Source organism: Citrobacter sp. LUTT5 (assembly GCF_009905315.1).
In the GTDB taxonomy this organism is placed as follows: Bacteria; Pseudomonadota; Gammaproteobacteria; order Enterobacterales; family Enterobacteriaceae; genus Citrobacter; species Citrobacter freundii.
Genome location: NZ_CP047606.1, coordinates 4,267,626 through 4,291,128, shown reverse-complemented (window position 1 = coordinate 4,291,128; position 23,503 = coordinate 4,267,626). Strand labels below are relative to the sequence as shown.

The 23,503-nt window shown below is 52.7% G+C and carries 23 protein-coding genes; 9 read left to right on the top strand and 14 right to left on the bottom strand.

Annotation, left to right across the window (positions count from 1 at the left end; all coding sequences use genetic code 11):
- The first annotated feature begins 165 nt into the window (after nucleotides 1–165).
- The 4 genes from GUC46_RS20595 (at nucleotide 166) to GUC46_RS20580 (ending at nucleotide 3,069) form a co-directional block, all read left to right on the top strand.
- Nucleotides 166–330 (top strand): DUF1127 domain-containing protein, encoded by a 165-nt coding sequence (locus GUC46_RS20595; RefSeq protein WP_003019180.1) that lies wholly within the window; start codon nucleotides 166–168, stop codon nucleotides 328–330.
- Nucleotides 331–476: 146 nt separating this feature from the next.
- The gene (locus tag GUC46_RS20590; protein ID WP_003019178.1) at nucleotides 477–941 is read left to right on the top strand and encodes a MarR family winged helix-turn-helix transcriptional regulator; all 465 of its coding nucleotides are present in this window, start codon (nucleotides 477–479) and stop codon (nucleotides 939–941) included.
- 6 nt (nucleotides 942–947) lie between these two features.
- Nucleotides 948–2,015, top strand: a complete 1,068-nt coding sequence (locus tag GUC46_RS20585; RefSeq protein WP_003837201.1) for an HlyD family secretion protein — start codon at nucleotides 948–950, stop codon at nucleotides 2,013–2,015.
- Nucleotides 2,005–3,069, top strand: a complete 1,065-nt coding sequence (locus GUC46_RS20580; protein ID WP_016149498.1) for a DUF2955 domain-containing protein — start codon at nucleotides 2,005–2,007, stop codon at nucleotides 3,067–3,069. The genes GUC46_RS20585 and GUC46_RS20580 overlap by 11 nt, the downstream gene beginning before the upstream one ends.
- 50 nt (nucleotides 3,070–3,119) lie before the next feature.
- Here the strand turns inward: GUC46_RS20580 and yjiA are convergent, their stop codons facing one another.
- The 4 genes from yjiA to GUC46_RS20560 all read right to left on the bottom strand — a co-directional run bounded on the left by yjiA (nucleotide 3,120) and on the right by GUC46_RS20560 (nucleotide 7,335).
- Nucleotides 3,120–4,076 (bottom strand): GTPase, encoded by a 957-nt coding sequence (gene yjiA / locus GUC46_RS20575; RefSeq protein WP_003837219.1) that lies wholly within the window; start codon nucleotides 4,074–4,076, stop codon nucleotides 3,120–3,122.
- A gap of 12 nt (nucleotides 4,077–4,088) precedes the next feature.
- Nucleotides 4,089–4,283, bottom strand: coding sequence for a YbdD/YjiX family protein (locus GUC46_RS20570; protein ID WP_003830038.1), 195 nt, complete (start codon nucleotides 4,281–4,283; stop codon nucleotides 4,089–4,091).
- A gap of 110 nt (nucleotides 4,284–4,393) precedes the next feature.
- The gene (gene btsT / locus GUC46_RS20565) at nucleotides 4,394–6,544 is read right to left on the bottom strand and encodes a pyruvate/proton symporter BtsT (RefSeq protein ID WP_003845609.1); all 2,151 of its coding nucleotides are present in this window, start codon (nucleotides 6,542–6,544) and stop codon (nucleotides 4,394–4,396) included.
- 242 nt (nucleotides 6,545–6,786) lie between these two features.
- Nucleotides 6,787–7,335 carry a hypothetical protein gene (locus GUC46_RS20560; protein ID WP_160180663.1) on the bottom strand — a complete coding sequence of 183 codons (549 nt, stop codon included), beginning with the start codon at nucleotides 7,333–7,335 and terminating at the stop codon, nucleotides 6,787–6,789.
- Nucleotides 7,336–7,583: 248 nt separating this feature from the next.
- Between GUC46_RS20560 and tsr the strand changes: the two genes are divergently transcribed.
- Nucleotides 7,584–9,245, top strand: a complete 1,662-nt coding sequence (tsr, locus tag GUC46_RS20555; RefSeq protein ID WP_003837223.1) for a methyl-accepting chemotaxis protein — start codon at nucleotides 7,584–7,586, stop codon at nucleotides 9,243–9,245.
- Nucleotides 9,246–9,425: 180 nt separating this feature from the next.
- Here the strand turns inward: tsr and GUC46_RS20550 are convergent, their stop codons facing one another.
- The 3 genes from GUC46_RS20550 to GUC46_RS20540 all read right to left on the bottom strand — a co-directional run bounded on the left by GUC46_RS20550 (nucleotide 9,426) and on the right by GUC46_RS20540 (nucleotide 12,483).
- Nucleotides 9,426–9,941 carry a GNAT family N-acetyltransferase gene (locus GUC46_RS20550; RefSeq protein WP_060855432.1) on the bottom strand — a complete coding sequence of 172 codons (516 nt, stop codon included), beginning with the start codon at nucleotides 9,939–9,941 and terminating at the stop codon, nucleotides 9,426–9,428.
- 52 nt (nucleotides 9,942–9,993) lie between these two features.
- Nucleotides 9,994–11,355 carry an MFS transporter gene (locus GUC46_RS20545; protein WP_003019150.1) on the bottom strand — a complete coding sequence of 454 codons (1,362 nt, stop codon included), beginning with the start codon at nucleotides 11,353–11,355 and terminating at the stop codon, nucleotides 9,994–9,996.
- 213 nt (nucleotides 11,356–11,568) lie between these two features.
- Entirely contained in the window at nucleotides 11,569–12,483 is a 915-nt protein-coding gene (locus GUC46_RS20540; RefSeq protein WP_003019148.1) for a GntR family transcriptional regulator, read from the bottom strand.
- A gap of 136 nt (nucleotides 12,484–12,619) precedes the next feature.
- Between GUC46_RS20540 and GUC46_RS20535 the strand changes: the two genes are divergently transcribed.
- Both GUC46_RS20535 and GUC46_RS20530 read left to right on the top strand, forming a co-directional pair.
- Nucleotides 12,620–13,642, top strand: a complete 1,023-nt coding sequence (locus GUC46_RS20535; protein WP_032942306.1) for a zinc-binding alcohol dehydrogenase family protein — start codon at nucleotides 12,620–12,622, stop codon at nucleotides 13,640–13,642.
- Nucleotides 13,643–13,655: 13 nt separating this feature from the next.
- Nucleotides 13,656–15,101, top strand: coding sequence for a tagaturonate reductase (locus tag GUC46_RS20530; RefSeq protein WP_130715193.1), 1,446 nt, complete (start codon nucleotides 13,656–13,658; stop codon nucleotides 15,099–15,101).
- Between the two features lie 43 nt (nucleotides 15,102–15,144).
- On the opposite strand, the gene opgB is transcribed toward GUC46_RS20530, so the two are convergent.
- From opgB to GUC46_RS20500, 6 genes are all read right to left on the bottom strand, one after another.
- On the bottom strand, nucleotides 15,145–17,436 hold the full coding sequence (opgB, locus tag GUC46_RS20525; protein ID WP_071684831.1) for a phosphatidylglycerol--membrane-oligosaccharide glycerophosphotransferase: 2,292 nt from the start codon (nucleotides 17,434–17,436) through the stop codon (nucleotides 15,145–15,147).
- Between the two features lie 231 nt (nucleotides 17,437–17,667).
- Nucleotides 17,668–18,159, bottom strand: a complete 492-nt coding sequence (locus GUC46_RS20520) for a DUF2501 domain-containing protein (protein WP_003830016.1) — start codon at nucleotides 18,157–18,159, stop codon at nucleotides 17,668–17,670.
- Between the two features lie 70 nt (nucleotides 18,160–18,229).
- Nucleotides 18,230–18,967: a DNA replication protein DnaC gene (dnaC, locus tag GUC46_RS20515; RefSeq protein WP_003019133.1), complete on the bottom strand. Its 738-nt coding sequence runs from the start codon at nucleotides 18,965–18,967 to the stop codon at nucleotides 18,230–18,232.
- 2 nt (nucleotides 18,968–18,969) lie between these two features.
- On the bottom strand, nucleotides 18,970–19,509 hold the full coding sequence (gene dnaT / locus GUC46_RS20510; RefSeq protein WP_003019130.1) for a primosomal protein DnaT: 540 nt from the start codon (nucleotides 19,507–19,509) through the stop codon (nucleotides 18,970–18,972).
- A 123-nt stretch (nucleotides 19,510–19,632) separates the two neighbouring features.
- On the bottom strand, nucleotides 19,633–20,106 hold the full coding sequence (locus GUC46_RS20505; protein WP_003019127.1) for a threonine/serine exporter: 474 nt from the start codon (nucleotides 20,104–20,106) through the stop codon (nucleotides 19,633–19,635).
- Nucleotides 20,097–20,873, bottom strand: coding sequence for a threonine/serine exporter ThrE family protein (locus tag GUC46_RS20500; RefSeq protein ID WP_003019122.1), 777 nt, complete (start codon nucleotides 20,871–20,873; stop codon nucleotides 20,097–20,099). The genes GUC46_RS20505 and GUC46_RS20500 overlap by 10 nt, the downstream gene beginning before the upstream one ends.
- 462 nt (nucleotides 20,874–21,335) lie before the next feature.
- On the opposite strand from GUC46_RS20500, the gene GUC46_RS20495 reads away from it, so the two are divergent.
- Both GUC46_RS20495 and bglJ read left to right on the top strand, forming a co-directional pair.
- Complete coding sequence (locus GUC46_RS20495; RefSeq protein ID WP_003837239.1) at nucleotides 21,336–22,061, top strand: response regulator transcription factor; 726 nt, start codon at nucleotides 21,336–21,338, stop codon at nucleotides 22,059–22,061.
- Complete coding sequence (bglJ, locus tag GUC46_RS20490; RefSeq protein WP_044713015.1) at nucleotides 22,022–22,699, top strand: DNA-binding transcriptional activator BglJ; 678 nt, start codon at nucleotides 22,022–22,024, stop codon at nucleotides 22,697–22,699. The genes GUC46_RS20495 and bglJ overlap by 40 nt, the downstream gene beginning before the upstream one ends.
- 57 nt (nucleotides 22,700–22,756) lie before the next feature.
- Here bglJ and GUC46_RS20485 read toward each other — a convergent pair whose 3' ends face one another.
- Complete coding sequence (locus GUC46_RS20485; RefSeq protein ID WP_003019114.1) at nucleotides 22,757–23,215, bottom strand: YbaK/EbsC family protein; 459 nt, start codon at nucleotides 23,213–23,215, stop codon at nucleotides 22,757–22,759.
- Between the last annotated feature and the right edge of the window lie 288 nt (nucleotides 23,216–23,503).

Here is a 23,503-nt window from a genome sequence, read left to right as displayed (position 1 = left end):
ATGGGTACCATACAGATTAACAAACCGGTACAGATTGGCGTGAAAAAAGCGATGCAGAACTCTTTTTAACCAATCTGTATGTTAAATAAAAGTACTTTGTGAGTCTGTATTGTTTTGGGCCAAATCCGTGAAGATAAAGCCTCTGGCAAGGCGGGGAGGCAAGGTATGGAATTTCACGAGAATAAAGCAAAACAGCCGTTTATTGGGTTTGTACTGATCTGGCGGGCATACAAGGCGTGGCGACTGCGAGCGCAAACGCGGCGCCTATTGCAACAGATGAGCGACGAGCGGCTGCGGGACGTCGGGCTGCGACGCGATCAGGTGGAGTGATTTTCTTTCATCGGCAGAGGCTGGGGGTTATCGCCCGGCCTCTTTTGTATTCATAGTATTTATCAATTCATGCTTCTGAATGATGTGTTTCTTGATACTTACCATGATAAGTATTATTTTCTTCTCAGCGATGAGGGGAAGGATACATGACTGAAGATGAACTGTTTGCCCGCCGTCCGATGGGGATGCGCATGGCAATGGTGGTGCGCCAGTGGCGGGCCATTATTGATGCAGCCATTACCGACACTGGCCTGACGCAGTCAAGCTGGACGGTATTGATGCAGCTGTATCAACTGGGAGACAACGTCTCGGTCAGTGAACTGGCGGAGGTGCAGGGTATTGAACTGCCGCCGCTGATGCGCACTCTCTCACAGCTGGAAAAGCACGGCTATCTGTTGCGTTCCACATCGCCTTATGACAAACGCATTCGCCTGCTCACGCTGACCGAGCAAGGCCGCGCAAGGCTGGAAGAACTAAACCGGGTGATTGAGAACTACCAACATCGCGTCACGTGTACCATCCCCGAAGCGGAGCTTGCCGCCTTCAGCTCGACCTTAAATCAACTCGCCTGCAATTTGCGGACAATCCGCGAAGAAGACAATCAACACTAAAAAACTATGATGACCCCAGAACAAAAATTTGCCCGTTGGGTAAGGGTGAGTATTGCCGCTTTCCTGGTTATATTCGCCTGGTTTATCGTTGCCGATATCTGGATCCCGCTGACGCCGGACTCCACGGTGATGCGCGTGGTAACGCCTGTTTCCTCACGCGTATCCGGCTACGTCTCGCAGGTGCATGTACATAACAATAGCCAGGTGAAAAAGGGCGACTTGCTGTACGAACTGGATCCGACGCCATTTATCAATAAGGTCGAGGCTGCGCAAATCGCCCTTGAGCAGGCAAAGCTGAGCAACCAACAGCTGGATGCGCAGATCGCCTCTGTGCGTGCCAACCTGCGCACCGCGCAATTCAACGCCCGGAACGACAAGACCACCTTTGACCGCTATCAGCGCCTGAGCGCCATGCAGAACGTGTCGCAAGCCGATCTCGACAAGGTGCGCACCGCCTGGCAAACCAGCGAGCAGTCGGTGTCGGCGCTCAATGCCAGTATTCAGAACCTGCTGATCCAACGCGGCGAGCGCGATGAAAACCGCAACGTGACGCTGCAAAAATACCGTAACGCGCTGGAAGAGGCGCAACTGAACCTCGGCTGGAGCAAAGTATATGCACAGACCGACGGCACGGTGAGCAACCTCCAGCTTAGCCCCGGACTTTACGCCACTGCCGCCACGCCGCTACTGGCGCTGGTCAGCCACCAGACCGATATCGTGGCCGACTTTCGCGAGAAAAGCCTGCGCCACACCCGGGTGGATACCGATGCCGCCGTAGTGTTCGACGCCATGCCGGGCAAGGTTTTCTCTGCCCGCGTCACCAGCAGCGATGCCGGTATTCTGGCGGGTCAGGAGCAGGTTAATGGCCAGTTGTCGCAACCGGAACAGTCTACCCGCTGGGTGCGCGACGCCCAGCGTATGCGTATTCACGTCGCGCTGAACGAACCGCTCGACACGCCGTTGCCGACCGGGGCGCGCGCCACGGTACAGCTGTATAACAGCGAAGGGATGTTCGCTCGCACTTTTGCCGGGGCGCAGATCCACCTTGTTAGCTGGCTGCATTATGTCTATTAACACCCTGGCTCACGTCTTTACGCCGCACGGAAATATTGTCTACACCGCCAATGATTTTCGCCAGACCCTGCGGATTTCCGTCGCCGGGACAATCGCGCTGAGTATCTCGACCTTCTACAACGTGCAGTACGGCGTATTTTTTGTGGTTTATCCGCTGATGCTGCTGTCGCTGGTACCGGTGTTCAACCGCCATGTGGCCAAACAGTTTGTGTTCAGCGCGGCGGTGAATTGCGTCGAAATGGTGCTGATTGTCGGCTATCTCTCACAATGGCCGCTGATTATGACGCTGGTGGTATTTGGCCTGTACGTGGTGCGTTTTCGTTTGATGAGCAAAGGACCGCTGTTTCTGTTCGGCTCAATGGGCGTGGTGTGCCAGAGCACGATGCTCAATTTTATGAGCTATCCCACCACCAACTGGCATACGCTGATGTTCTCCAATATGGAAGCCTGCGTCATGGCGGTGGCGCTGAGCGCGTTGCTGCATTATCTGATCCCGGACGTGGAACCCCGCCAGCCGCCGCCGCGCATTGAGAAAGATGACGCCCGGGTTCGCCACGAGTCGCTGCTTTCTGGTTCGGTGGCGACAATGATTTTTGTGGTCTTTCAGATTTGCGACTTGAGCGATTCGCTGTCGGCGCTGATGGCGGGCATTTTGATCCTGTTTCCGATGCATTATCGCGGCGCGGTGTTGAGCTCTCTCTGGCGCGTGGTCGGCGTGGTTCTGGCTTGTCTGTACATTCTGCTGGTGCAACTGCTGGTGTATGATTTCAGCAACCATATGCTGTTGATGATGCCGCTGATTGGCCTTGGACTGGCGTTCAGCGCCCGCCTGCACGTGATGGAAAAAGTCGGTGCGGGCGTGGGTTTTGCCAGTATCACCACCATCGGCATTATGTTCGGCCAGAACCTGCATCCGGATCAGGACCTGGTGTTCAGCGATCTCTATCGCATCACTTCCGTTACCGTCGCGCTGCTGGCCACGTTAACGATGGTATTTCTGGTGCACCGCGTTTTGAACTGCTTTGCGGCGACACGATTTGTGATCACCGAGTGAGTGGCTGCAATGCCGGATGGCGGCTGCGCCTTATCCGGCCTACGAAAAATCTACTTCTTCAACCCCGCAAACGCGGCTCTGATCTCGTCTTCCGGCAGATTAATACCGATAAACACCAGTTGGCTGTACGGTTGTTCGTCGCCCCACGGGCGGTCCCAGTCGGCGCTGTACAGGCGCTGGACGCCCTGGAACAGTAGGCGATTTGGCTCGCCTTCAATCCACAGCATACCTTTGTAGCGCAGCAGCTTCTCAGCGGATTCCAGCAGCAGATTTTCCATCACTCGGGACACGTCGCTGATGTTCACCGGGTAATCCAGCTCGACGACGATCGAGGAGATATCGTTTTGCTTGTCGGCGATAAAGTGGAAGCGCGGTTTGGCGCTGACCACGTTTTCTTCCAGCATGAAACCGTTGGTGTCGAACAGCAGAGAGAGGTCGATATCGCCATGCGTGACGGTATACACCGGGGCGCGGGCGTTGATGCGCGCCAGGCGCTCACGCAGTTTTTCGCTTTCACCTGCTACGTCGGTTTTGGTCAGCAGGATGCGGTCGGCGTAGCCCACCTGAGACTGGGCAATGGTGAACTGGTTCATCTGCTCGTCGGCATGCACCGCGTCAACCAGCGCAATCACGCCGTCCAGCAGGTAGCGTTCGCAAATTACTTCATGGGAGAAAAAGGTCTGAATAATCGGGCCGGGATCGGCCATGCCGGTGCATTCGATCACCAGACGGTCGAAATTGATGGTGCCTTTGTCGAGGTTGTCGAGCAGATCGAGCAACGCGTCTTCCAGTTCGCTCGAACGGGTGCAGCAGATGCAGCCGTTGGTCAGGGTTTTGATCTGTGTTGCGCGATCGCCAATCAGCTGATCGTCCACCGAGACTTCGCCGAATTCGTTTTCGATAACGGCAATCTTGTAACCGTGCTGCTCGTTAAGAATATGGCGCAGCAGGGTAGTTTTACCCGCGCCAAGAAAACCGGTGAGTAGGGTAACTGCAATCGGGGTCATTCACTTCTCCTTCTAACAGCAACTGCTTCCGCCGCTACCGTAGCGGGCTTCCTGGCGCTCGCGGAAGAATTCTTCGTAGGTCATGTAAGGCTTATCGGGATGGTTGGTCTTCATGTGCTCGACGTAGTTGTCGTAGTCCGGAATGCCAATCAGCATCTTTGCCGCCTGACCGAGATATTTTTTTGCCTGACCTAAAGTACCAAACATTCTGCCGTCCTGTTAATGAATAAAGCCGGATGGCGGCTTGCGCCTTATCCGGCCTACATACTGCACATTTTGTAGGCCGGATGAGCGCAGCGCCATCCGGCAATTACGGCTTAATGATGTGAAGAGGTTTTCACGCCGCCTTCCGGCACAGGTACATACGGTGTCTCTTTATCAGAGCGACCGTTGATGGTACGGGCTTTCTGCCAGGTACGGAACCCGTAGAAAATGATGCTGTACACCACCACCAGGAACAGAATACTCAGGCCTGCGTTGGTGTAGTTGTTGATGACGATATGGTTCATATTGGCAATCTGCTGTGCGGTCAGTTCGCCGCCGTTAGCAATCTTCTCTTTGTACTGATTCGCCATGAAGAAGAAGCCTTCCATCTGCGGGTTGGTGCTGAACAGTTTCAGACCCAGCGCCCAGGTTGTGCAGATAAGCAGCCATACTGCCGGAACCACGGTAACCCAGATGTATTTGGTGCGTTGCATTTTAACCAGCACCACGGTGCCGAGAACCAGCGCCACGGCAGCCAGCATCTGGTTAGAGATACCGAACAGCGGCCACAGGCTCTTAACGCCGCCCAGCGGGTCAACAACACCTTGATACAGCAGGTAACCCCACAGGCCTACGCAGCCCGCAGTACCAATGATACCCGCAACCAGAGAGTCGGTTTTCTTCAGGAACGGAACGAAGTTACCCAGTAAATCTTGCAGCATAAAGCGGCCAGAACGGGTACCGGCGTCCAGTGCGGTCAGGATGAACAGCGCTTCGAACAGGATACCGAAGTGGTACCAGAAGCCCATGTCAGCCATCGGCAGCACTTTGTGGAACACGTGGGCGATACCTACGGCCAGCGTCGGTGCGCCACCTGCGCGGTTCAGAACAGACGGCTCGCCGATGTCTTTCGCGGTTTGCAGGATCTGCTCAGGCGAAATCACAAAGCCCCAGGAGCTGACGGTTGCCGCTGCGTGTGCGGTAACGTCTTTCAACTGCGCCATAATCAGCGGGGCGTTCTCACCGCTCATTTCATGCAGGTTCGGCATGGTGATGCCAAGGCCCGCAGGCGGGGTGTTCATTGCGAAGTACAGACCCGGTTCGATGATGGACGCAGCAACCAGCGCCATAATCGCCACGAAGGATTCCATCAGCATCGCGCCGTAACCAATGAAACGCGCGTCGGTTTCACAGGCCAGCAGCTTCGGTGTAGTACCGGAAGCGATCAGCGCGTGGAAGCCAGATACCGCACCACACGCGATGGTGATGAACAGGAACGGGAACAGAGCGCCTTTCCACAGCGGGCCAGTACCATCAACGTACTGGGTCATCGCCGGCATTTTCAGTTCCGGGTTGAGGATAACAATCCCCACCGCCAGACCGACGATAACGCCGATTTTCAGGAAGGTAGCCAGATAGTCGCGCGGGGCAAGGATCAGCCATACCGGCAGCAGCGCAGAGATAAACGCGTAACCGATCAGGGTGAAGGTAATGGTGGTGTCTTTAAAGGTCAGCGCCGGGCCCCAGTACGGGTCGTGCGCAATCACGCCGCCGAAGTAGATGGAGGCAACCAGCAACACAATACCAATCACCGACACTTCGCCCACGCGTCCTGGGCGCAGGAATCGCATGTAGATCCCCATGAACAGCGCGATAGGTACGGTTGAGCAGACGGTGAACACACCCCACGGGCTTTCAGCCAGTGCTTTCACCACGATCAACGCCAGTACCGCGAGGATGATGATCATGATTAAGAAGCAGCCGAACAGCGCAATGGTTCCCGGCACCGGGCCCATCTCTTCTTTGATCATCTCACCCAGAGATGCGCCGTTACGGCGAGAAGAGATAAACAGCACCATGAAGTCCTGTACCGCACCGGCCAACACTACGCCCGCCAGCAGCCACAGCGTACCAGGCAGGTAGCCCATCTGCGCGGCCAGTACCGGCCCAACCAGCGGACCTGCACCTGCGATAGCAGCAAAGTGGTGACCAAACAACACGTTACGGTTGGTTGGAACGTAGTTCAGACCATCATTATTGATGACCGCCGGCGTGGCGCGCGTCGGGTCAAGTTTCATCACCTTTTGGGCGATGTACAAACTGTAGTAACGATAAGCCACCAGATAAACAGAAACTGAGGCGACCACGATCCACAGGGCACTGATGTGCTCACCCCGACGTAATGCCACTACCGAGAGGCAGAATGCACCGATGATTCCGAGAATCACCCAGGGTATGTGCTTGAATATCTTTTTCGTATCCATAGTAAAACCTGGTATCTAATTAATAATTGGCCGAAGCCGCGTGGGTTTGATCTTGTGTTTGAGGAGGTTATTTGACTGCTATGTTGGGGGGATCTTGCCAGAGAATTACGCGCGTAAAGTAAGGTAAATAAGTGAGCGGTTGTATGTCAGCTTAAGCGGTCCCAAGTGTCAGCGAGCGGTTTTAATATGGGGGGTAGACCGGTAATTATGTGATTAAAATCACATAATTACCGGTATGAGGTTCACGCGACTGGAGTGGACGCCTGTATTTGAGTGGCTATAAGGTAGAGGTAGTAGGCGAAAATGGCGATAACCGCGGTATAAAAGGTACATCGTTCAGTTTTGCCAACCGCGTTTTTACTCATGTGGCTCAGGAAGTCAAATAGGGCCCATATCACGATCAACATCGCAGAAAAATATAGGCCGACTCCCGCCATGCGAAATTCGCTATAGGGAAGCATTGCCAGCGTAAGCCCGAAAAGTGTACCAAACGTGGCTGCGGTAATGGATTTTCCCAATTCATTGAATTTAAATAAAAATCTTTCATAGATAAAAGCAGATTTTTCTTTTTTTGAATCGAATACACCACATAGCCTGAGTAAAATTACAGTAAATAACGCATCTATAATGAGCAGAAACATGATGCTTTTAGGTGCGATGCTCTCCATTAAGATGCCTGAAATCTCCGGGATAAGGAGCTTTGGCACTATGGGGGTCATTAATCCTAAAATGCCTCCCAGCAGTAAGAAGGGAGCAGCATTAGATAATAAATCGAAAAATTTCTTTTTCACAAAGGGACTTCCTTGTTTTAGAGGCGGGTGACAGGACTTCCATTGGTAATCGAAGTGCGTATAAATGAAAAGCCCTCTGAAAAGGTGGGGAAGCCACTACGGCAACTTTTGCGTGGTATGTGCCGAGTGTGTTTGCTGCTTTTTTCAGCGAGAGATATTGCCAGAACACCGGCTTTTCGAACGATATCCATAAAGTTTTCCCTTTCCAGGCCGAAAATTCTGACATCTGTCTAGCGGAAAGAGAAAACATGTTAAAACGTATGAAGATTGTTACCAGCTTACTGCTGGTATTGGCGCTGTTTGGCCTTTTACAGCTCGCCTCGGGCGGCTTGTTTTTTAACTCACTTAAGAATGACAAAGAGAACTTTACTGTTCTGCAAACCATTCGCCAGCAACAGTCCGCGCTGAACGCCACCTGGGTTGAGCTGCTGCAAACGCGTAATACCCTGAACCGGGCGGGCATTCGCTACATGATGGATCAGAGCAATATCGGCAGCGGCGCGACCGTTGCCGAACTGATGCAGGTAGCCAGCACGGCGCTGAAGCTGACGGAAAAAAACTGGGCGATTTACGAGTCGCTCCCGCGCGATCCGCGCCAAAGCGAAGCCGCTTTCCAGGAGATCAATCGCACCTATGACATCTATCACGGTGCGCTGGCGGAGCTGATCCAGTTACTGGGTGACGGGAAGATCAACGCGTTCTTTGATCAACCGACGCAGAGCTATCAGGATGGCTTTGAGAAGCAGTATATGAGTTACATGCAGCAGAACGATCGCCTGTATGACATCGCGGTGGAAGATAACAACAGTTCTTACAGCCAGGCGATGTGGGTGCTGATCTGCGTGCTGATTACCGTACTGGCGGCGATTATTGCGGTGTGGTTTGGTATTAAACTGACCCTTATCTCCCCAATGAACCGTCTGATTGACAGCATTCGTCATATCGCCAGCGGCGATCTGGTGAAGCGCATTGAAGTGGAAGGTTCCAACGAGATTGGGCAACTGGCGGAAAGCCTGCGTCACATGCAGGGTGAGCTGATGAATACCGTGGGTGACGTGCGTAACGGCGCCAACGCGATTTACAGCGGGGCCAGCGAGATTGCGATGGGCAATAACGATCTCTCCTCCCGTACCGAACAGCAGGCGGCCTCTCTGGAAGAAACCGCAGCCAGCATGGAACAGCTGACGGCAACCGTGAAGCAGAACGCCGAAAACGCGCGTCAGGCCAGCCATCTGGCGCTGAGTGCGTCGGAAACCGCGCAGAAAGGCGGCAAAGTGGTGGACAACGTGGTGCAAACCATGCGTGATATCGCTTCCAGTTCGCAGAAGATCGCCGACATTATTAGCGTCATCGACGGCATTGCCTTCCAGACCAATATTCTGGCACTCAACGCCGCGGTAGAAGCCGCACGTGCGGGCGAGCAGGGCCGTGGATTTGCGGTGGTTGCGGGTGAAGTACGTAACCTGGCCCAGCGTAGTGCGCAGGCCGCGCGCGAGATTAAGAGCCTGATTGAAGACTCGGTCAGCCGTGTGGATGTTGGTTCAACGCTGGTTGAAAGCGCCGGTGAAACCATGGATGAGATCGTCAATGCGGTGACCCGCGTGACCGATATCATGGGTGAAATCGCCTCTGCTTCTGATGAACAGAGCCGCGGTATTGATCAGGTTGGTCTGGCCGTTGCCGAGATGGATCGTGTGACGCAGCAGAACGCCTCGCTTGTGGAAGAATCCGCCGCTGCCGCTGCCGCGCTGGAAGAGCAGGCCAGCCGCCTGACTCAAGCCGTTGCCGTGTTCCGTATTCAGCATGACCAACAGCGCGCGCGTGACGTTGCGGCCGCTAAACCGGTTTCAACGGTCCAGCCGCGTAAAGCCGCGGTAGCGGATGCCGGGGATAACTGGGAAACGTTCTAAGACTGTGATGCCGGATGGCGCTATCGCTTATCCGACCTACGGGAATGTTACGTGATGCCGGATGGCGCTATCGCTTATCCGGCCTACGGGAAAGTTATGTGGTTGCTGGATGGTGCTATCGCTTATCTGGCCTACGGGAATGTTACGTAGGCCCGATAAGGCGTAGCCGCCATCGGGCAATTAGCGCAACATCAGGCGCATGGCGCAGCGCGATTCATATGCCAGTCCATGCGCCGCTTCCTCTTCTCTTTTCTGGCGCAACTTTGCAGGCAGCGTCTCTTCAGCCAACATTTCAAATCCCAGACGCGCGTACCATGGCGCATTCCACGGCACATCGCGGAAGGTGGTCAGCGTGAGCGACGTGTAACCTTTCTCGCGCGCCTGTTCGGCAACATAGCAAATTAATCGGCGGCCAATTCCTTTTCCCTGCCACTCCTGATGCAGCGACAGTTCTGCAATAAACAGCGATGAATCCAGCGTTTCGGCGACTAAAAAGCCGACCGGATGCTCATCGGCCTGCGCCAGCCAGCTCAAGCCAGTGGCGGCAAATGCCTGATGCTGAGCAGACGATATAATCTGGTCATCAGCAATCCACGCCAGTTCTGGGATCTGTAAAAAACGTTGCCCCGCAGATCGTTCGATGGCGGGAAGAGCGGCTGCGTCTGCCAGAGTAGTAGCGCGTAAGGTGATGTTCATACGAGGAGCATAACATGCCCGATAAGCACGGTGTTATCGGGCATCTGGAGGATTAATCTTTACGTGGATCGCTAATGGGCTGGCGAACCAGGAAGATGTAGGCAAGGGCCCCCACCATGGTGACGCAGCCGCAGATGATCAGCGCCAGGCGGAAAGAGTTGGTGGTATCAACAATAAATCCGGTGACGATCGGCGCAAACGACGCGCAGATAAAGCTGGCAAAGTTCTGGATACTGCCCACGGAAGCGGTCATGCGTGAGGCGACGGCGACGTGGATCAGGCCCCAGCACGAGGTACCGGCGAAGTGGATACAGAACAGCGCCATACCGATCAGTAACACGGCGGCCATCGACGTTGTGGCCTGCGGCACAACGAAGGTGAAGGCTGCAGAGCAGAACATCCCGGCGATTATACAAATCTTACGGCTCTTAATCGGCGCCATACCGCCCTTCACCAGCCAGTCGGTGACAAAACCGTTAATCAACATGCCGGCTGCGCCAAACAGGAACGGGATCGCCGCCATTAATCCGGTGCTTTTTAAATCCAGGTTGTAGGAGGTTTGCAGGTAGCCCGGCAGCCAGGCCAGGTATAACCATGCGGTATAGTTGATGCCGCTAAAGCCCAGCATCATGCCCCACATAGTGCGGTTGCGAAACAGACTGCGCCATTCGGCAAAGCTCAGCGGATCGCGGCGGGCATTGACGCTACCAGCGTTCAGGTACGCTTGTTCCGTGGCGCTCAGCTCAATTTGCTCGCGGTTGCGATACAGCATGTACCAGCCGATGGCGAGGAAAATACCCAGCACGCCAATGGTGATGAACATCCAGCGCCAGCCCATTACCAGCATCATGGCAGCCAGAATCGGCGGGCTAATGGCAACCCCGATGGTGGAGGCGGCGTTGAATAATCCCATCGGGCGGCCGCGCTCTTTGATGTTAAACCAGTCGTTGATGACCTTTACACCGCACGGGTTCATTGGCGCTTCACCAATCCCCATCCCGATACGTACCAGCACAAACTGAGTGAAGGTATGCACCATGCCGGACATCGCCTGAAACAGCGACCAGAAGAACATCCCCAGCCCCAGCATAATGCGCGGACCTTTGCGATCCAGCAGCGGGCCGCAGGGCAATTGCGCAATACCATAAGCGAGAGAAAATACCGACAGCAGCACGCCGATTTGCGTGGCGCTCAGCCCCAGTTCTTCACGAATCGTTAAGTTGGCGACCGACAGAGAACTGCGGTCGAGGTAATTAATAACCGCAGCAAAAAATAATAAAATCATTGCCGTGGTTTGAATGCGTTTTATTCGGCTACTGCGTTGCACCATGCCCTCAGGCGGAACATTAATATCCGCAGATGATGACGTACCAAACGAAGAACTCGGGTCGAGGGTAATATTATTTTTTTCCACGCCGGACTCCTGAACCTCAATAATTTATTTTTCACACAGCAGGACTGTGCAGTATTGAAAAAATACCGGTGATAAATCAATTTGCTCATCACCGCTCACAAAAGTTTTTAATGCAGTCGACTTAGCGTGAGCATAGGCAAGAGGTATTTTTCAGGCGTTTTTATTTTTATAAAATCGTGCTCCCGGTAATGATTTGCTGTTTTTTATCGGTACTTAATGGGCGGCGCTATGACTCTGGTTGATGGAACGAATCATTGATTGTTTGGCTGAATTCAAATGGTTACAGAGCGCCAGGGTGGCATCCAGGTCGCTGCGGCAGATCAGCGCGCTGAGGATGGTCATATGCTCATCGATGGCAATGATGTTGCGTTGTTTGAGGTCGCTCTCATCCCACTGATAGTGGAAGTGGAAAATCACGGAGATGATTTCAAGTGATTGATTGAAAAATATATTATCGGCAGCAGAGAGCAGCAAGGCATGAAACTCACGGTCTAACTGCGAGAACATACGAAAGCTGCTGCCGATGCTGTCGCGCAGGATCCGGTGGCGTTCCAGCAGCGTTTTCGCTTGCAGCCAGCGTGGGTCATCATCCGGCAGATTGAGAAAATGCTGCAGGGAATGGGTTTCCAGCATTTCTCTGAGTTCAAACAGCTGCTCCGCATAGGCCTGATCGAACTGCTTCATGCTCCACTGACCGCGTTTTTCGTTTTTGATCAGGTTGTAACGTTCGAATTTTAAAAGATATTCCCGTACGACTACCGGACTGACGCCCGCGGCTCTGGCAAGCTGCAGTTCGGAGAAGCTCTCGCCTGCACGCAGCTGGCGCTGGTTGATCATGGTGAAAAAAGCCTGCTCAAAAATCCGGTTTTGCTCGGTCATGGAGGCGGTGGTGCAGGCAAAACCGTCGTCATGGTCGGGTTTACGCACGATAACATAGTGGCTGCCTACCTGGGTCAGCACGCCGCACTCGCCTAAGTGGCTCAGCATATGACGCACGGTGGTGCGGCTGATGTTGTACATCTCCGCTAGTGCGCTTTGCGACGGGAGAGGGGAAGGGATATGACCACGCGCCATATCATCGATAATCTGGTTAATCACATTGTGGCGTAAGTTCTGCGAACGGCTCATGGCTTCTCCTTTTTATCTATTAAAACCCGATTTAAAACATTTTTATGCGCTGGGATTCACAGATTGTGTTTCTGCTTTCTCCGTCTTTTTTATTTTCGTTGATATCTGAGGCAACAAAAAACAGGAGAGCAGAATCATGTCTACGATGAATACGTTGATTTGCCAGGAACCTAAAAAATTAGTCTGGAAAGAACGCGAAATACCTATTCCGGGTGAGGGCGAAGCATTAATAAAAATTAAATCGGTAGGAATTTGTGGTACCGATATTCATGCCTGGGGCGGCAATCAGCCTTTTTTCAGCTACCCACGTGTATTAGGTCATGAAATATGTGGGGAAATTGTCGGGCTGGGAAAAAATATACAGAATCTGAAAAATGGTCAGCAGGTGGCGGTTATTCCTTACGTGGCCTGCCAGCAGTGTCCGGCATGCCTGAGCGGACGTACCAACTGCTGCGAGAAGATTTCGGTGATTGGCGTACATCAGGATGGTGGTTTCAGTGAATATCTGTCCGTTCCGGTGACCAACTTACTGGACGCGCAGGGGATTGACCCGCAGGCGGCGGCGCTGATTGAGCCTTACGCCATCAGCGCGCATGCGGTACGTCGGGCGGCGGTGGCGCCAGGTGAGCAGGTGCTGGTGGTCGGTGCTGGTCCGATTGGTCTGGGCGCAGCGGCGATTGCCAAAGCCGATGGCGCACAGGTGGTGGTCGCCGATACCAGTCCCGCGCGTCGGGAGCACGTGTCTTCCCGGTTGGGACTTCCGGTTATCGACCCATCCGCTGAAGATTTTGATGCGCAGCTGCGCGCTCAGTTTGGCGGTTCGCTGGCGCAAAAGGTCATTGATGCCACGGGAAATCAGCATGCGATGAACAACACGGTGAATTTGATTCGCCATGGCGGCAGCATTGTTTTTGTTGGGCTGTTCAAAGGTGATTTGCAGTTCTCTGACCCCGAGTTCCACAAGAAAGAGACCACCATGATGGGCAGTCGCAACGCCACGCCGGAAGATTTCGCCAAAGTGGGCCGTCTGATGTCGGAAGGCAAACTGACCGCCGACATGATGCTCACGCACCGTTACGCGTTTGCCACACTGGCAGAAATCTACGAGCGGGATGTCATTAACAACCGTGAGCTGATTAAAGGCGTGATCACGTTCTGAGAGGGTAATTGCGATGAACACATTGAATCGACGTGATTTTCCGGGAGCCAGCTACCCAACGCGCGTGATCCAGTTTGGTGAAGGAAACTTCCTGCGGGCGTTTATCGACTGGCAACTGGATATCCTCAACGAGCACACCACTCTGAATGCTGGCGTGACCATCGTTCGCCCTATCAATACTGATTTTCCGCCGTCGCTGAATACTCAGGACGGGTTGTATACCACGCTGATACGCGGGCTAAACGAGCAGGGTGAGGCGGTGAGCGAGGCGCGGCTTATCCGTTTGGTGAATAACGAAATCAACCCGTACCAGGATTTCGCGGCGTATCTGGCGCTGGCGCACAATGCGGATATCCGTTTTGTGTTTTCAAATACTACCGAAGCCGGAATTAGCTATCACGCGGCAGACTGTGTGGATGATGCGCCGCCGGTGAGCTTTCCGGCCAAACTGACGCGCCTGCTGATGGAGCGCTTTAACCACTTTGATGGCGCGGTGGATAAGGGCTGGGTAATTATCCCGTGCGAGCTTATCGACTATAACGGTGAGGCGCTCAAAACCCTGGTACTGCGGTATGCGCAGGAGTGGCATCTTCCTCCGGCATTTGCCGACTGGGTGGAGACGGCAAACACGTTCTGTTCCACGCTGGTTGACCGTATTGTCACCGGCTACCCGCGCGAAGAAGCCGCAGCGCTGGAGGCTACACTTGGCTATCACGATGCGTTTCTCGATACCGCGGAGCATTTTTACCTGTTTGTGATCCAGGGGCCGCAGTGGCTGGCAGAGGAGCTGAAGCTGGCGCAGTGTCCGCTGAATATCCGTGTAGTGAGCGATATCAAACCGTACAAAGAGCGCAAAGTCGCTATTCTCAATGGCGCGCATACGGCGCTGGTGCCGGTGGCGTGGCTGTGCGGGTTGGAGACCGTTGGCGAGGCGATGCAGGATGCTGATATCCGCCGCTTTGTCGAGCGGGCGATTAGTGAGGAGATTATTCCGGTGTTGGATCTCCCGGCGGACGAACTGCGAGAATTTGCCGACGCGGTGAGCGGGCGTTTTCAGAACCCCTACATTCGCCACCAGTTGCTTTCCATTGCGCTTAACGGGATGACTAAATTCCGCACCCGAATTTTGCCGCAACTGTTGGCGGGTGAGCAAAATGGGCGCTGGCCAGTGCGGTTAACGTTTGCCCTCGCTGCGCTGCTGGCGTTTTATCGCGCAGAGCGTAACGGGGAACGCTATCCGATACAGGATGATGAGCAGTGGGTAAGACTCTATGCCAGCCTGTGGCCGCGAGTTGGCAATGATTTAACGCTGCGTGAACTGGTGGATGCAGTGCTTGGCGATGCGGAGCACTGGGGAGAGGATTTGACGTTGTTACCTGGGCTTGCCGGGCAGGTGACGGCCAACCTGGAGATGATTCTGGTGCAGGGTATGCGCCAGGCGGTGAACGGTCTGGAATAAGGTTGCCATGCAGCGCCCGGTGTGGTGTTGGGCGCTGTTTTTTTTATCCCTGAGCAGCCACTATTTTGATTTCAACCATCCCGATCCCCAGCTTACGCGGCGAGTGGCCGAGAATATTGCCCTCGTTGGTGGCAACCGGATCGGGCGGGACAATCACCAGCGTATCGGCGTCCGACGGATTATCAAAATGCAAGGTGGTGGTGCTGACATCATGGCCTAACACCAGCGTCTGTTCCTCGTTGCCAACGCGCACGGGAATAGGGCGATTAGCGTTGTCGCCGAAGGCTTTCGCGGTAATGACCAGATCGAATTTCTTCGGCAACGGGGCTTTGTACTCGATGGTTACTTCTTCGCTGAGCTGCGCATTGGACCAGCGTCCCCAGGATTCGGGGCGTGAAATACCGCTAAATTGTTTCACCTCTTCCGGCGCGCCCGCCACGTTGAAAACGAAGCTATCTGCTTTGTAGCGAATGTCGTTATCGACAATTTTCAGCGTATCGACGTTACCTTTGTAGCGCTCCATGTCGATCACCGTATCTTTAAATACGGTTTTACTTTTCCATTTGGCTTTGTCGACGTGCTGCACAATTTGCTGCCCGCCTAACTGACCCTGTGAAACGCACCAGTCGGTAGAAAGCGCCAGCTCCGGCGCCCACAGTTGCGCCATTTTGTAGCAGCGATCGACCCAGACAAAGTTATCGCGCGGGGCGAAATCCGCCAGCTGGAAGCGCAGCGGGGCCGAGTATTCGCTTTCCGGCAGCGGCTCGACGCGTTTGTCCGATACACGCAGCAGCAACGGCAGGCGGAAATGGCTGCCGGAGAAGGAGATCATATTTTTGTCCTGGTCGACGGTGAACTCTTTCATCTCTTTCGGGAAATTCCACAGACGAATGATATCGGGCTTCCACGCCAGCATTTTTTCTTTAATGTTCAGGAATACTTCCGACACGGATTCGCTCGACAAGCTGCTACGGCCAAGACCGATAAAGTTATCGCCGCCGAGAATATCCAGTACCGTTGCGCCGTTATCCATCGTATTACGTTTTACCGCCAGCGTGTCCTGTTGCAGTTGGTCGCCGCGCAGCACGAAGAACAGGTTGTTACGATCCTGCTTGTTCAGATACTTCCATGCGGTGTTGTTCATCGCCAGATGATCGGAAGAAACCACGATAACGGTATCTTTAAACCACGGCGATGCTTTGATTTTATTGATAAATTCGGCAATGTTTTCCTGGCTGCAGCTGACCGCGCTGAACGACTGGTTGGCCTTCCCGTCGATGTCATAACGTTTACGGTTGCAGCTACGTGAGATAAATCCATCCGGATGATGGGTGTCCACGGTCAGGGTAAACAGTGAAAAACGCTGGCCCGAGCGCGAAAGCTCTTCGAATTTTTTCCATGCTTCGTCCAGCACGGTATCGTCGTAGAAGCCCCAGTCGTTACGATAGGCCGGGTCTGCCACCACGCTTTTTAACTCTTCCGCACCGTACAGATGGTCAAAGCCGTGAGATTTCAGGAACACGTCTTTGCCGGCAAAGCGCAGGTTGGCACCCTGAACAAAGTAGTTCTGATAGCCGGAGTTTTTCAGGATGTCGCCCAGACAGATATTGTTAGGGAAGAAACTTGAGACCGACGCCGAGGCGTTGCCTTCAAATGGCGCAAACAGCGGAATACCGCACTGGGAGGCGACCATGCCAGCGATGGTGTAATCGGTACCCGGCAGTTGCATGGTATTGCTGAAATCCAGACCTTCATTTTTTAACGCGCCGAGTTCCGGGGTCAGATCCGGGAACGCGTCGTTATTAAAATAGGTGCGCTCGAGGCTCTCACCGTAGATATACACCAGGTTCAGCTTCGGGTTGGGAATGGTTTTCGACGGCTCTTTATAATACGTCGTGAAATCCGGATCGCCATCGCGCGACTGCGACTTCACCAGTTCGGTTATCTGGTGAAACGCCGGGCTGGCGTCAACGGAGGCCAGCGCCAGCAGCAGGGCCAGCAGACTGTAACCCACATGATGCGGGTGATGGCGACGGCGGCGCAGGATCCAACCGAGCGCGACAAAAACCGTCGTCAGCGCCAGCGCGATGCCGACCCCCGGCAAAATATATTTTCCAATCCCCGCGCCGGTCAGACTGTTGGTCAGCGTGTAGAGTACCGCGTCATTGATCCCGTCGCCGGTGAAATAGTCACTGGCGTACAGCGTGATATTCAGAACAATAAAAATCCCCAGCACCGATAACGTGGCGGCAAACCACCAGGTGTTGCGACCCGCTTTCCAGGCGTAAATCAGCACTGAAGCGAGAAACAGAGTGATGGAGATTAATTCTGACAACGGTCGATCCTCAGTAAACCGGGCACATGCCTGGCAGGCTAATCATTAGGGGGAAAGCACAATGTAATAGCGTTGTTACATTGCTGCAATTGTAGTGACATTAAATTACGTTGTTATTCAGAATTGGTTTAGATATGCGCGTTTTTGTGGGGAATTACTATTTATTTGAAATGTGAATGCATTGGCGGAAATAAATAGATGCCGCGCAGGTTATACGCGGCGTGTCGTGCGTCAGGAAATGAAGTTCATGCCCTGTTTTAACACCAGATCGCAGGCCTTGGTTTTAACCTGTTTCGCCAGCGAGCTGTTGCCAATCGTGTTCAGGTCCAGCTGTTGACCATCTTTGGCGTTGAGCAGACCCTGAATCCCGTCCATATAGTTGGTGTCTTGCTTCTGCTCAGGAGCACTGAGCCCCAGTTTATCCAGCACCTGGTTTTTGACGTTTTGCGTGTCGGTGACCGAGGCCAGCTTCTGTTTCGCGCAATATTCCAGGATCCCGGCGGCGTTATTCATGCTGCTGGAGGTCAACGACTGATTACTGCCATTCAGCAGGCTGGTCAGGGAAGAGAGCGACGAGCTGCTTTGCGAGCCGGAGCTTTGTTTGCTCAGCTCACTGGCCGCGCTGGAGAGCGAGTCCTGCCAGGAGGCAGCGAAAACGCTGGTGGAGATGAGCGTGCTGGCGGCAAGCGCACAGCACAGCAGACGTTTGGTAGTTTTCATCATTATATGCAACTCGTGTTATGCCTTTTCAGCGCAGTATAGCGCTGGCAGTCTTAGGAGTGGTCCTAATACGTTAATACTCTTTACCGGTGACCCGACTACGGTAGCTTTCCCAGTTAAAAATGACCCACAGGCTGTTGCCAAGGCGCATACGATCCATCACGCGCTCGCCCAGCAGCTTGTTCATTTCATCCATATTGCTGTTAGTTAACATGCCGGTCGGACGTTTTGAGGATGAACGGCGATCGACAATCTGATTAATAATCACTTTTTCATAGCGGGATTCGGTCTGCATGCCGATCTCGTCGATCACCAGCAGATCCACATTGCTCAGATCGTTGAGCAGCTGTTCTTCGCTGGTTTCACGATTGCTGAACGTTTCTTTCATCGCCGACATGATATCGGCCACGGTAATGATCAGTACCGACTTGCCGCGCAATAGCAGTTCGTTGCAGATGGCGGCGGCCAGATGGTTTTTGCCGGTGCCGGGTTTGCCGGAGAAGATAAAGCTGGCGATGTTGCCGTCAAACTCTTCAACGTATTGGCGGGCTTTGCTCAGGGCGTTCATCTGACCTTCGCACTCTACCCGATAGTTTTCGAACGAACAGTTCTGATGCAGCGGACGGATACCGGAACGGTTGAATGTGCGCTGCATTTTCATGGCCCGGTTTTCGCGGGCCAGCGCTGCGGCACGAATTTCACCTTGCTCTTTTTGCCATGCCAGCAGCTCCTCGCCCGTTTTAAAGGCGGGCTCGACATTAGGTGGCATCATTTTTTGCAGACGTTTCATCAGGTCGCCAACGTTTTTCATCGTTATCCTCTAAAACCCGGTGGAATGTGGCTGTCAGGTTCACTGACGCTGTTCACATCGCGCTTTGGCATTCCGCCATTGCTGGCCCGTCCAATCTGAATGCTGCGCGCCAGTTTTTGCTGCCACTGAATATGGTGAAAGACTTTGCCTTCAGCCTGCCAGTAGGCAACAAATGAGGCCAGTTCTTCAGCAGTAACCGGCTCTCGCAACGCTACGCCCCATAAAGCGGCCTGACGCTGAAAGTCGGCATCAGGCTGCCAGGCAGCGTACATCGCAAATTTCCCCATTGGCACGGCAACGGGAGCGGTTTGCGGCTCTTCATAAAATTGATCATCCAATGTCACATCGCTTCCCGGGCGTGACAGTTTCTCCTCAAGCGCCAACAGCTCAGCCAGTCTCGCAGGCGTCACCGCGTAAAACGCTGGTGCATTGTTAGCGAATACGGCTACGGCGCCACCCGCAGACTTGGCCAGCACAGCGTGGTGATCGTGTAATAAGGCGTCAATGCTCGTGACGTCTGGCGTCAAAATTTTGCAGGGCATAATGTTTCTCAATACTGAACAACAACCGAGAAGGGGACTGCTTTTATAGTAACACAGAGAAGAAGGAGAGCAGCAGGTGAGGGGAGATTCCCCTCTCTGCACAGTATTAAAGAAAGTGCACCGTTAAACGCGTGGACGTTTGCGATACAGCCATAATCCTGGCACGGACAGACCGATGGAGAGCGCACCGACAATCGATGAGGCTTTCAGGAAGTTGGTCAGCAGGGTAATCATCAGCACTTCGCTGTAACCGAAATGGCCGATTTTTACTGCTGAGATCATGGCGGTGTAGGCGGAGATCCCGGGAAACATGGGGATCACTGCCGCGACGGTGAAGACTTTCGGATGCGCCAGATACCAGCGCGACCACTGGATCCCAATGCAGCCGACCAGCAGCGACGCCATAAATGTTGACCATTCAATATTAAACCCTGCGGTCATCATTACCATTCGTGAGCCGTGACCGAGTGCGCCGAGTAATGCGCACCATGGGAGCGCCCGATGGGGGACATTGAATACCATGGCAAAGCCAAGCGCCGGGATCGCCGACAGGATCATATCCTGCATCAGCGCCAGTATGAAATCGATCACGCCCATCCGCGCAGCCCCCATAAGGTCATCGACACGATCACGCCAATACAGGTCGCCAACGTAAGCAGACTGGCAATAGCCCAGCGAGCGAGTCCGGTATTAATGTGTCCCTTAAACATATCCGCGACGGAGTTGATCAACGGAAAGCCCGGAACCAGCAGTAGCACGCTGGCGGCCATAGCGATAGTCGGAGTATTGCTAAAGGTCGGCAACGTCAGCAGCAAACCTGAAATGGTGGTCGCCACAAAGGCGGTGATGCAAAAATTGATTTGCGGATGCAAATGCCGGGATGCCAGTATCTGGCGGATATACATCGCCACCATGCTGGCGAAAAAGGTGATCACCGCACCATCCCATCCGCCGTTATTGAGTTTACAAAAACAGGCGCAGGATAAACCGACCATCAGGGCGACCAGCCATCTTGGATAGCGCAGTGGTTTAATCTGGCTAAAGCGTTTCTCTACGCCTTTAACATCCAGCAGTTTATGTTCCGCCAAAATGACAATGTGCTGCACTTCCGTCACGACGTGCATATTAATGCCGCGATCCTGATTTTTTCGCGTTGATGTCAGGCATTGCCCGTCTTTAATGGTGGTCAGGACGATAGCGTTAGAGGAGATAGCGCTTTCTACACTATCCATGCCAAGCGCCAGCCCGAGGCGGGTGGATAGCTCGTCAACCAGCGCGCTTTCTGCCCCATGCTGAAGTAAAAAAAGACCGCATTGAATACATAACCGTGTAACCGTTCGCTGTGACGACTGCTCTGTTTGCATGGTTCGCTCTGACTGAAAAGGATCTCTTTGAGTGACGAATGTTTACTTTTATCATGAAGCATGAGCCCGCTGGCTCTGGCTAAGATCAATCTTTGTGTCGAAAAAAGACACCGACGATACGGTTATGGCATATTAACACTCCCCACTCGCCGAGGTATGAGAGGGCGCATGACTGTAATGTAGCGTTATTTACCCGGATGGCAAATACATAAGCCATGCTAACGATCTATTGTAGTTATTTTAATTTTACAAATAACGTATTTATGCGTAATCATGTAATAATAGCTTGACAGTTTGGCTTTATCTGGATTGTAGTGCCAATACTTTTATTTTAATAAACGCCAAGGATAAGCAATTCACCCCGTTTATTGTTCGGAGTATTTTCCCGTGAATTAATGGCTATTAATTTATTCGGGAGAACTGAATTAAGTACGATTACGGACTGGTGAGTGTGGAGGGGATATGTTGCAAGGACGCTGCAAAAACGCAATTATTATTAGTAAATCGCCGATTATACAGACCGGGCTTAAAGGTATAATACAGGCGCAGTTTGCCGATTACGAACTTACATACTGTTGTTCTGTTGAAGAACTAACATTATTACAACTACGGTACGCTGATTTGGTGATTGCTGATTTAACTGGAGACTGCAATTATCCTCGTTCAGTCTGCGAACAATATTATTCTTTATTATCTCAATACCGTGATATTCACTGGGTCTTTCTCGTCTCTCGTATTTTCTATCCTTTGGCTATTGAGCTACTGATGTGTCCTGTCAGTTCGCTGCTCTCTGATGCAGAGCCGATAGAAAGTTTAGTGAGCGTCATTCACGCAGGAAATGCGCGAGCAGAAAGAATAAGTAAGACACTACTTTCTCCACCTGCCATGCCGCAATTGTTAGATCATAGCGCGCGCTCAATAGTCCTCACTCTCTCTGAAAGGAAAGTGCTGCGCCTCCTTGGGAAAGGCTGGGGAATTAATCAGATTGCGATGTTGCTGAAGAAAAGCAATAAAACAATCAGTGCCCAAAAGAATAGCGCTATGCGTCGCTTGTCGATAAATAGCAATGCAGAAATGTATGCCTGGATAAATAGTTCTCAAGGATCGCGAGAACTTAATTTACCTTCAGTTTATGGAGAAACCACGGAATGGAAAGCAGAATCATCAAAAGAAACGTTGCACTGGTAGAAAAGTGTACAATGAGCAGTGTAGGTATTAATAGTTTATTTAATACCATGCCAGATGACCAATATAAACTTCATCTCTTTTCTAGCCAGCCCACTTTTAGTCAGGCAATGTTAAAGATGTCGTTTTCGGCAGTTATTTTTTCTCTCTCTGCAATCAGAAGCGATCGCAGAGCTGGGTTGGCCTATTTAACGGAACTGGCGATAAATTTTCCACGGATTCGCCGTGTGGTGATTGCCGATGATGACGCTGAAGCGCGTTTAATTGGCTCCTTGTCCCCCTTGCCGCTGGATGGCGTTGTGAGTAAAGCTTCTTCGTTAACGGTGCTACAGGACGCTTTATTAACGGCGTTAAGCTGCCCAAGCCGAGGAACCGAAAGCACGAAAAACCATTGGTATATTAATCAAAGCCGCATGCTCAGTCCGACAGAACGAGAAATACTGCGCTTTATGTCAAATGGCTATTCGATGCCGCAGATTGCCGCTCAGCTTGAACGGAACATTAAAACCATTCGGGCACACAAATTTAATGTGATGTCCAAACTGGGAGTAAGCTCAGATGCCGGGTTACTGGATGCTGCCGATATCCTGCTGTACCTGCGTGCTGGCGAGCCAGCGCCTTTTATGCAGGCGGCTTCGTGACAGGCAACGTTGACGTGCTTTGTGCCGGGTTTGGTCGCCGATTTAGCGTGTGAAGCATTACTGACACACGTCAACCCAGGTGGCAGAAGTCAGTTCAGCCATCCTCTCAGGCGTGATGCGAACCGCGCTGTGGATGGCACCTGCGGCAGGCAACACTTCAGCGTAGTGCTTCAGAGAAACATCACAGTACACTGAAATCGGTGTTTCTAATCCGAAGGGGCAAACGCCGCCAACGGGATGCCCCGTCGCGCTCACGACCTCATCGCTACTCAACATACGGGCTTTGGCACCGAACGTACTCTTTAGCTTTTTATTATCCAGTCGGGCATCACCTTTTGCCACGACCAAGATGATGTCGTTCTTCACCTTTAGCGAAAGTGTTTTCGCTATCTGGCCAGGTTCAACGTTATGGGCTTTTGCTGCCAGATCAACGGTTGCTGTGCTCTGATCTAATTCGATAATCTCAATATCTGGTGCATGTTGCGCCAGGAATTGACGTACTGATTGCAAACTCATTCTTCTCTCCCTTTCGCTTACAGATAACCCTGCACAGCAGAAAACATGCAGGATGTAATTTGTCATAGGGGCAACCGCACTGTAAATATTTTATTGTAACAATATAGCAACATTAGCAGTTTTTCGATCGTCTTCACAATCAAAGAAACCGGTTACAGTAACCGGTTGCAGAATGCTGAAATGACGATTAATACTGAAGTTGTCACTTCCTCTGTATCACATAATAAGAGCCATCTATGAAACTTAACTCGAATAGCGGTAGTGCTGGTGTTCCCCCCGGCACGGTTG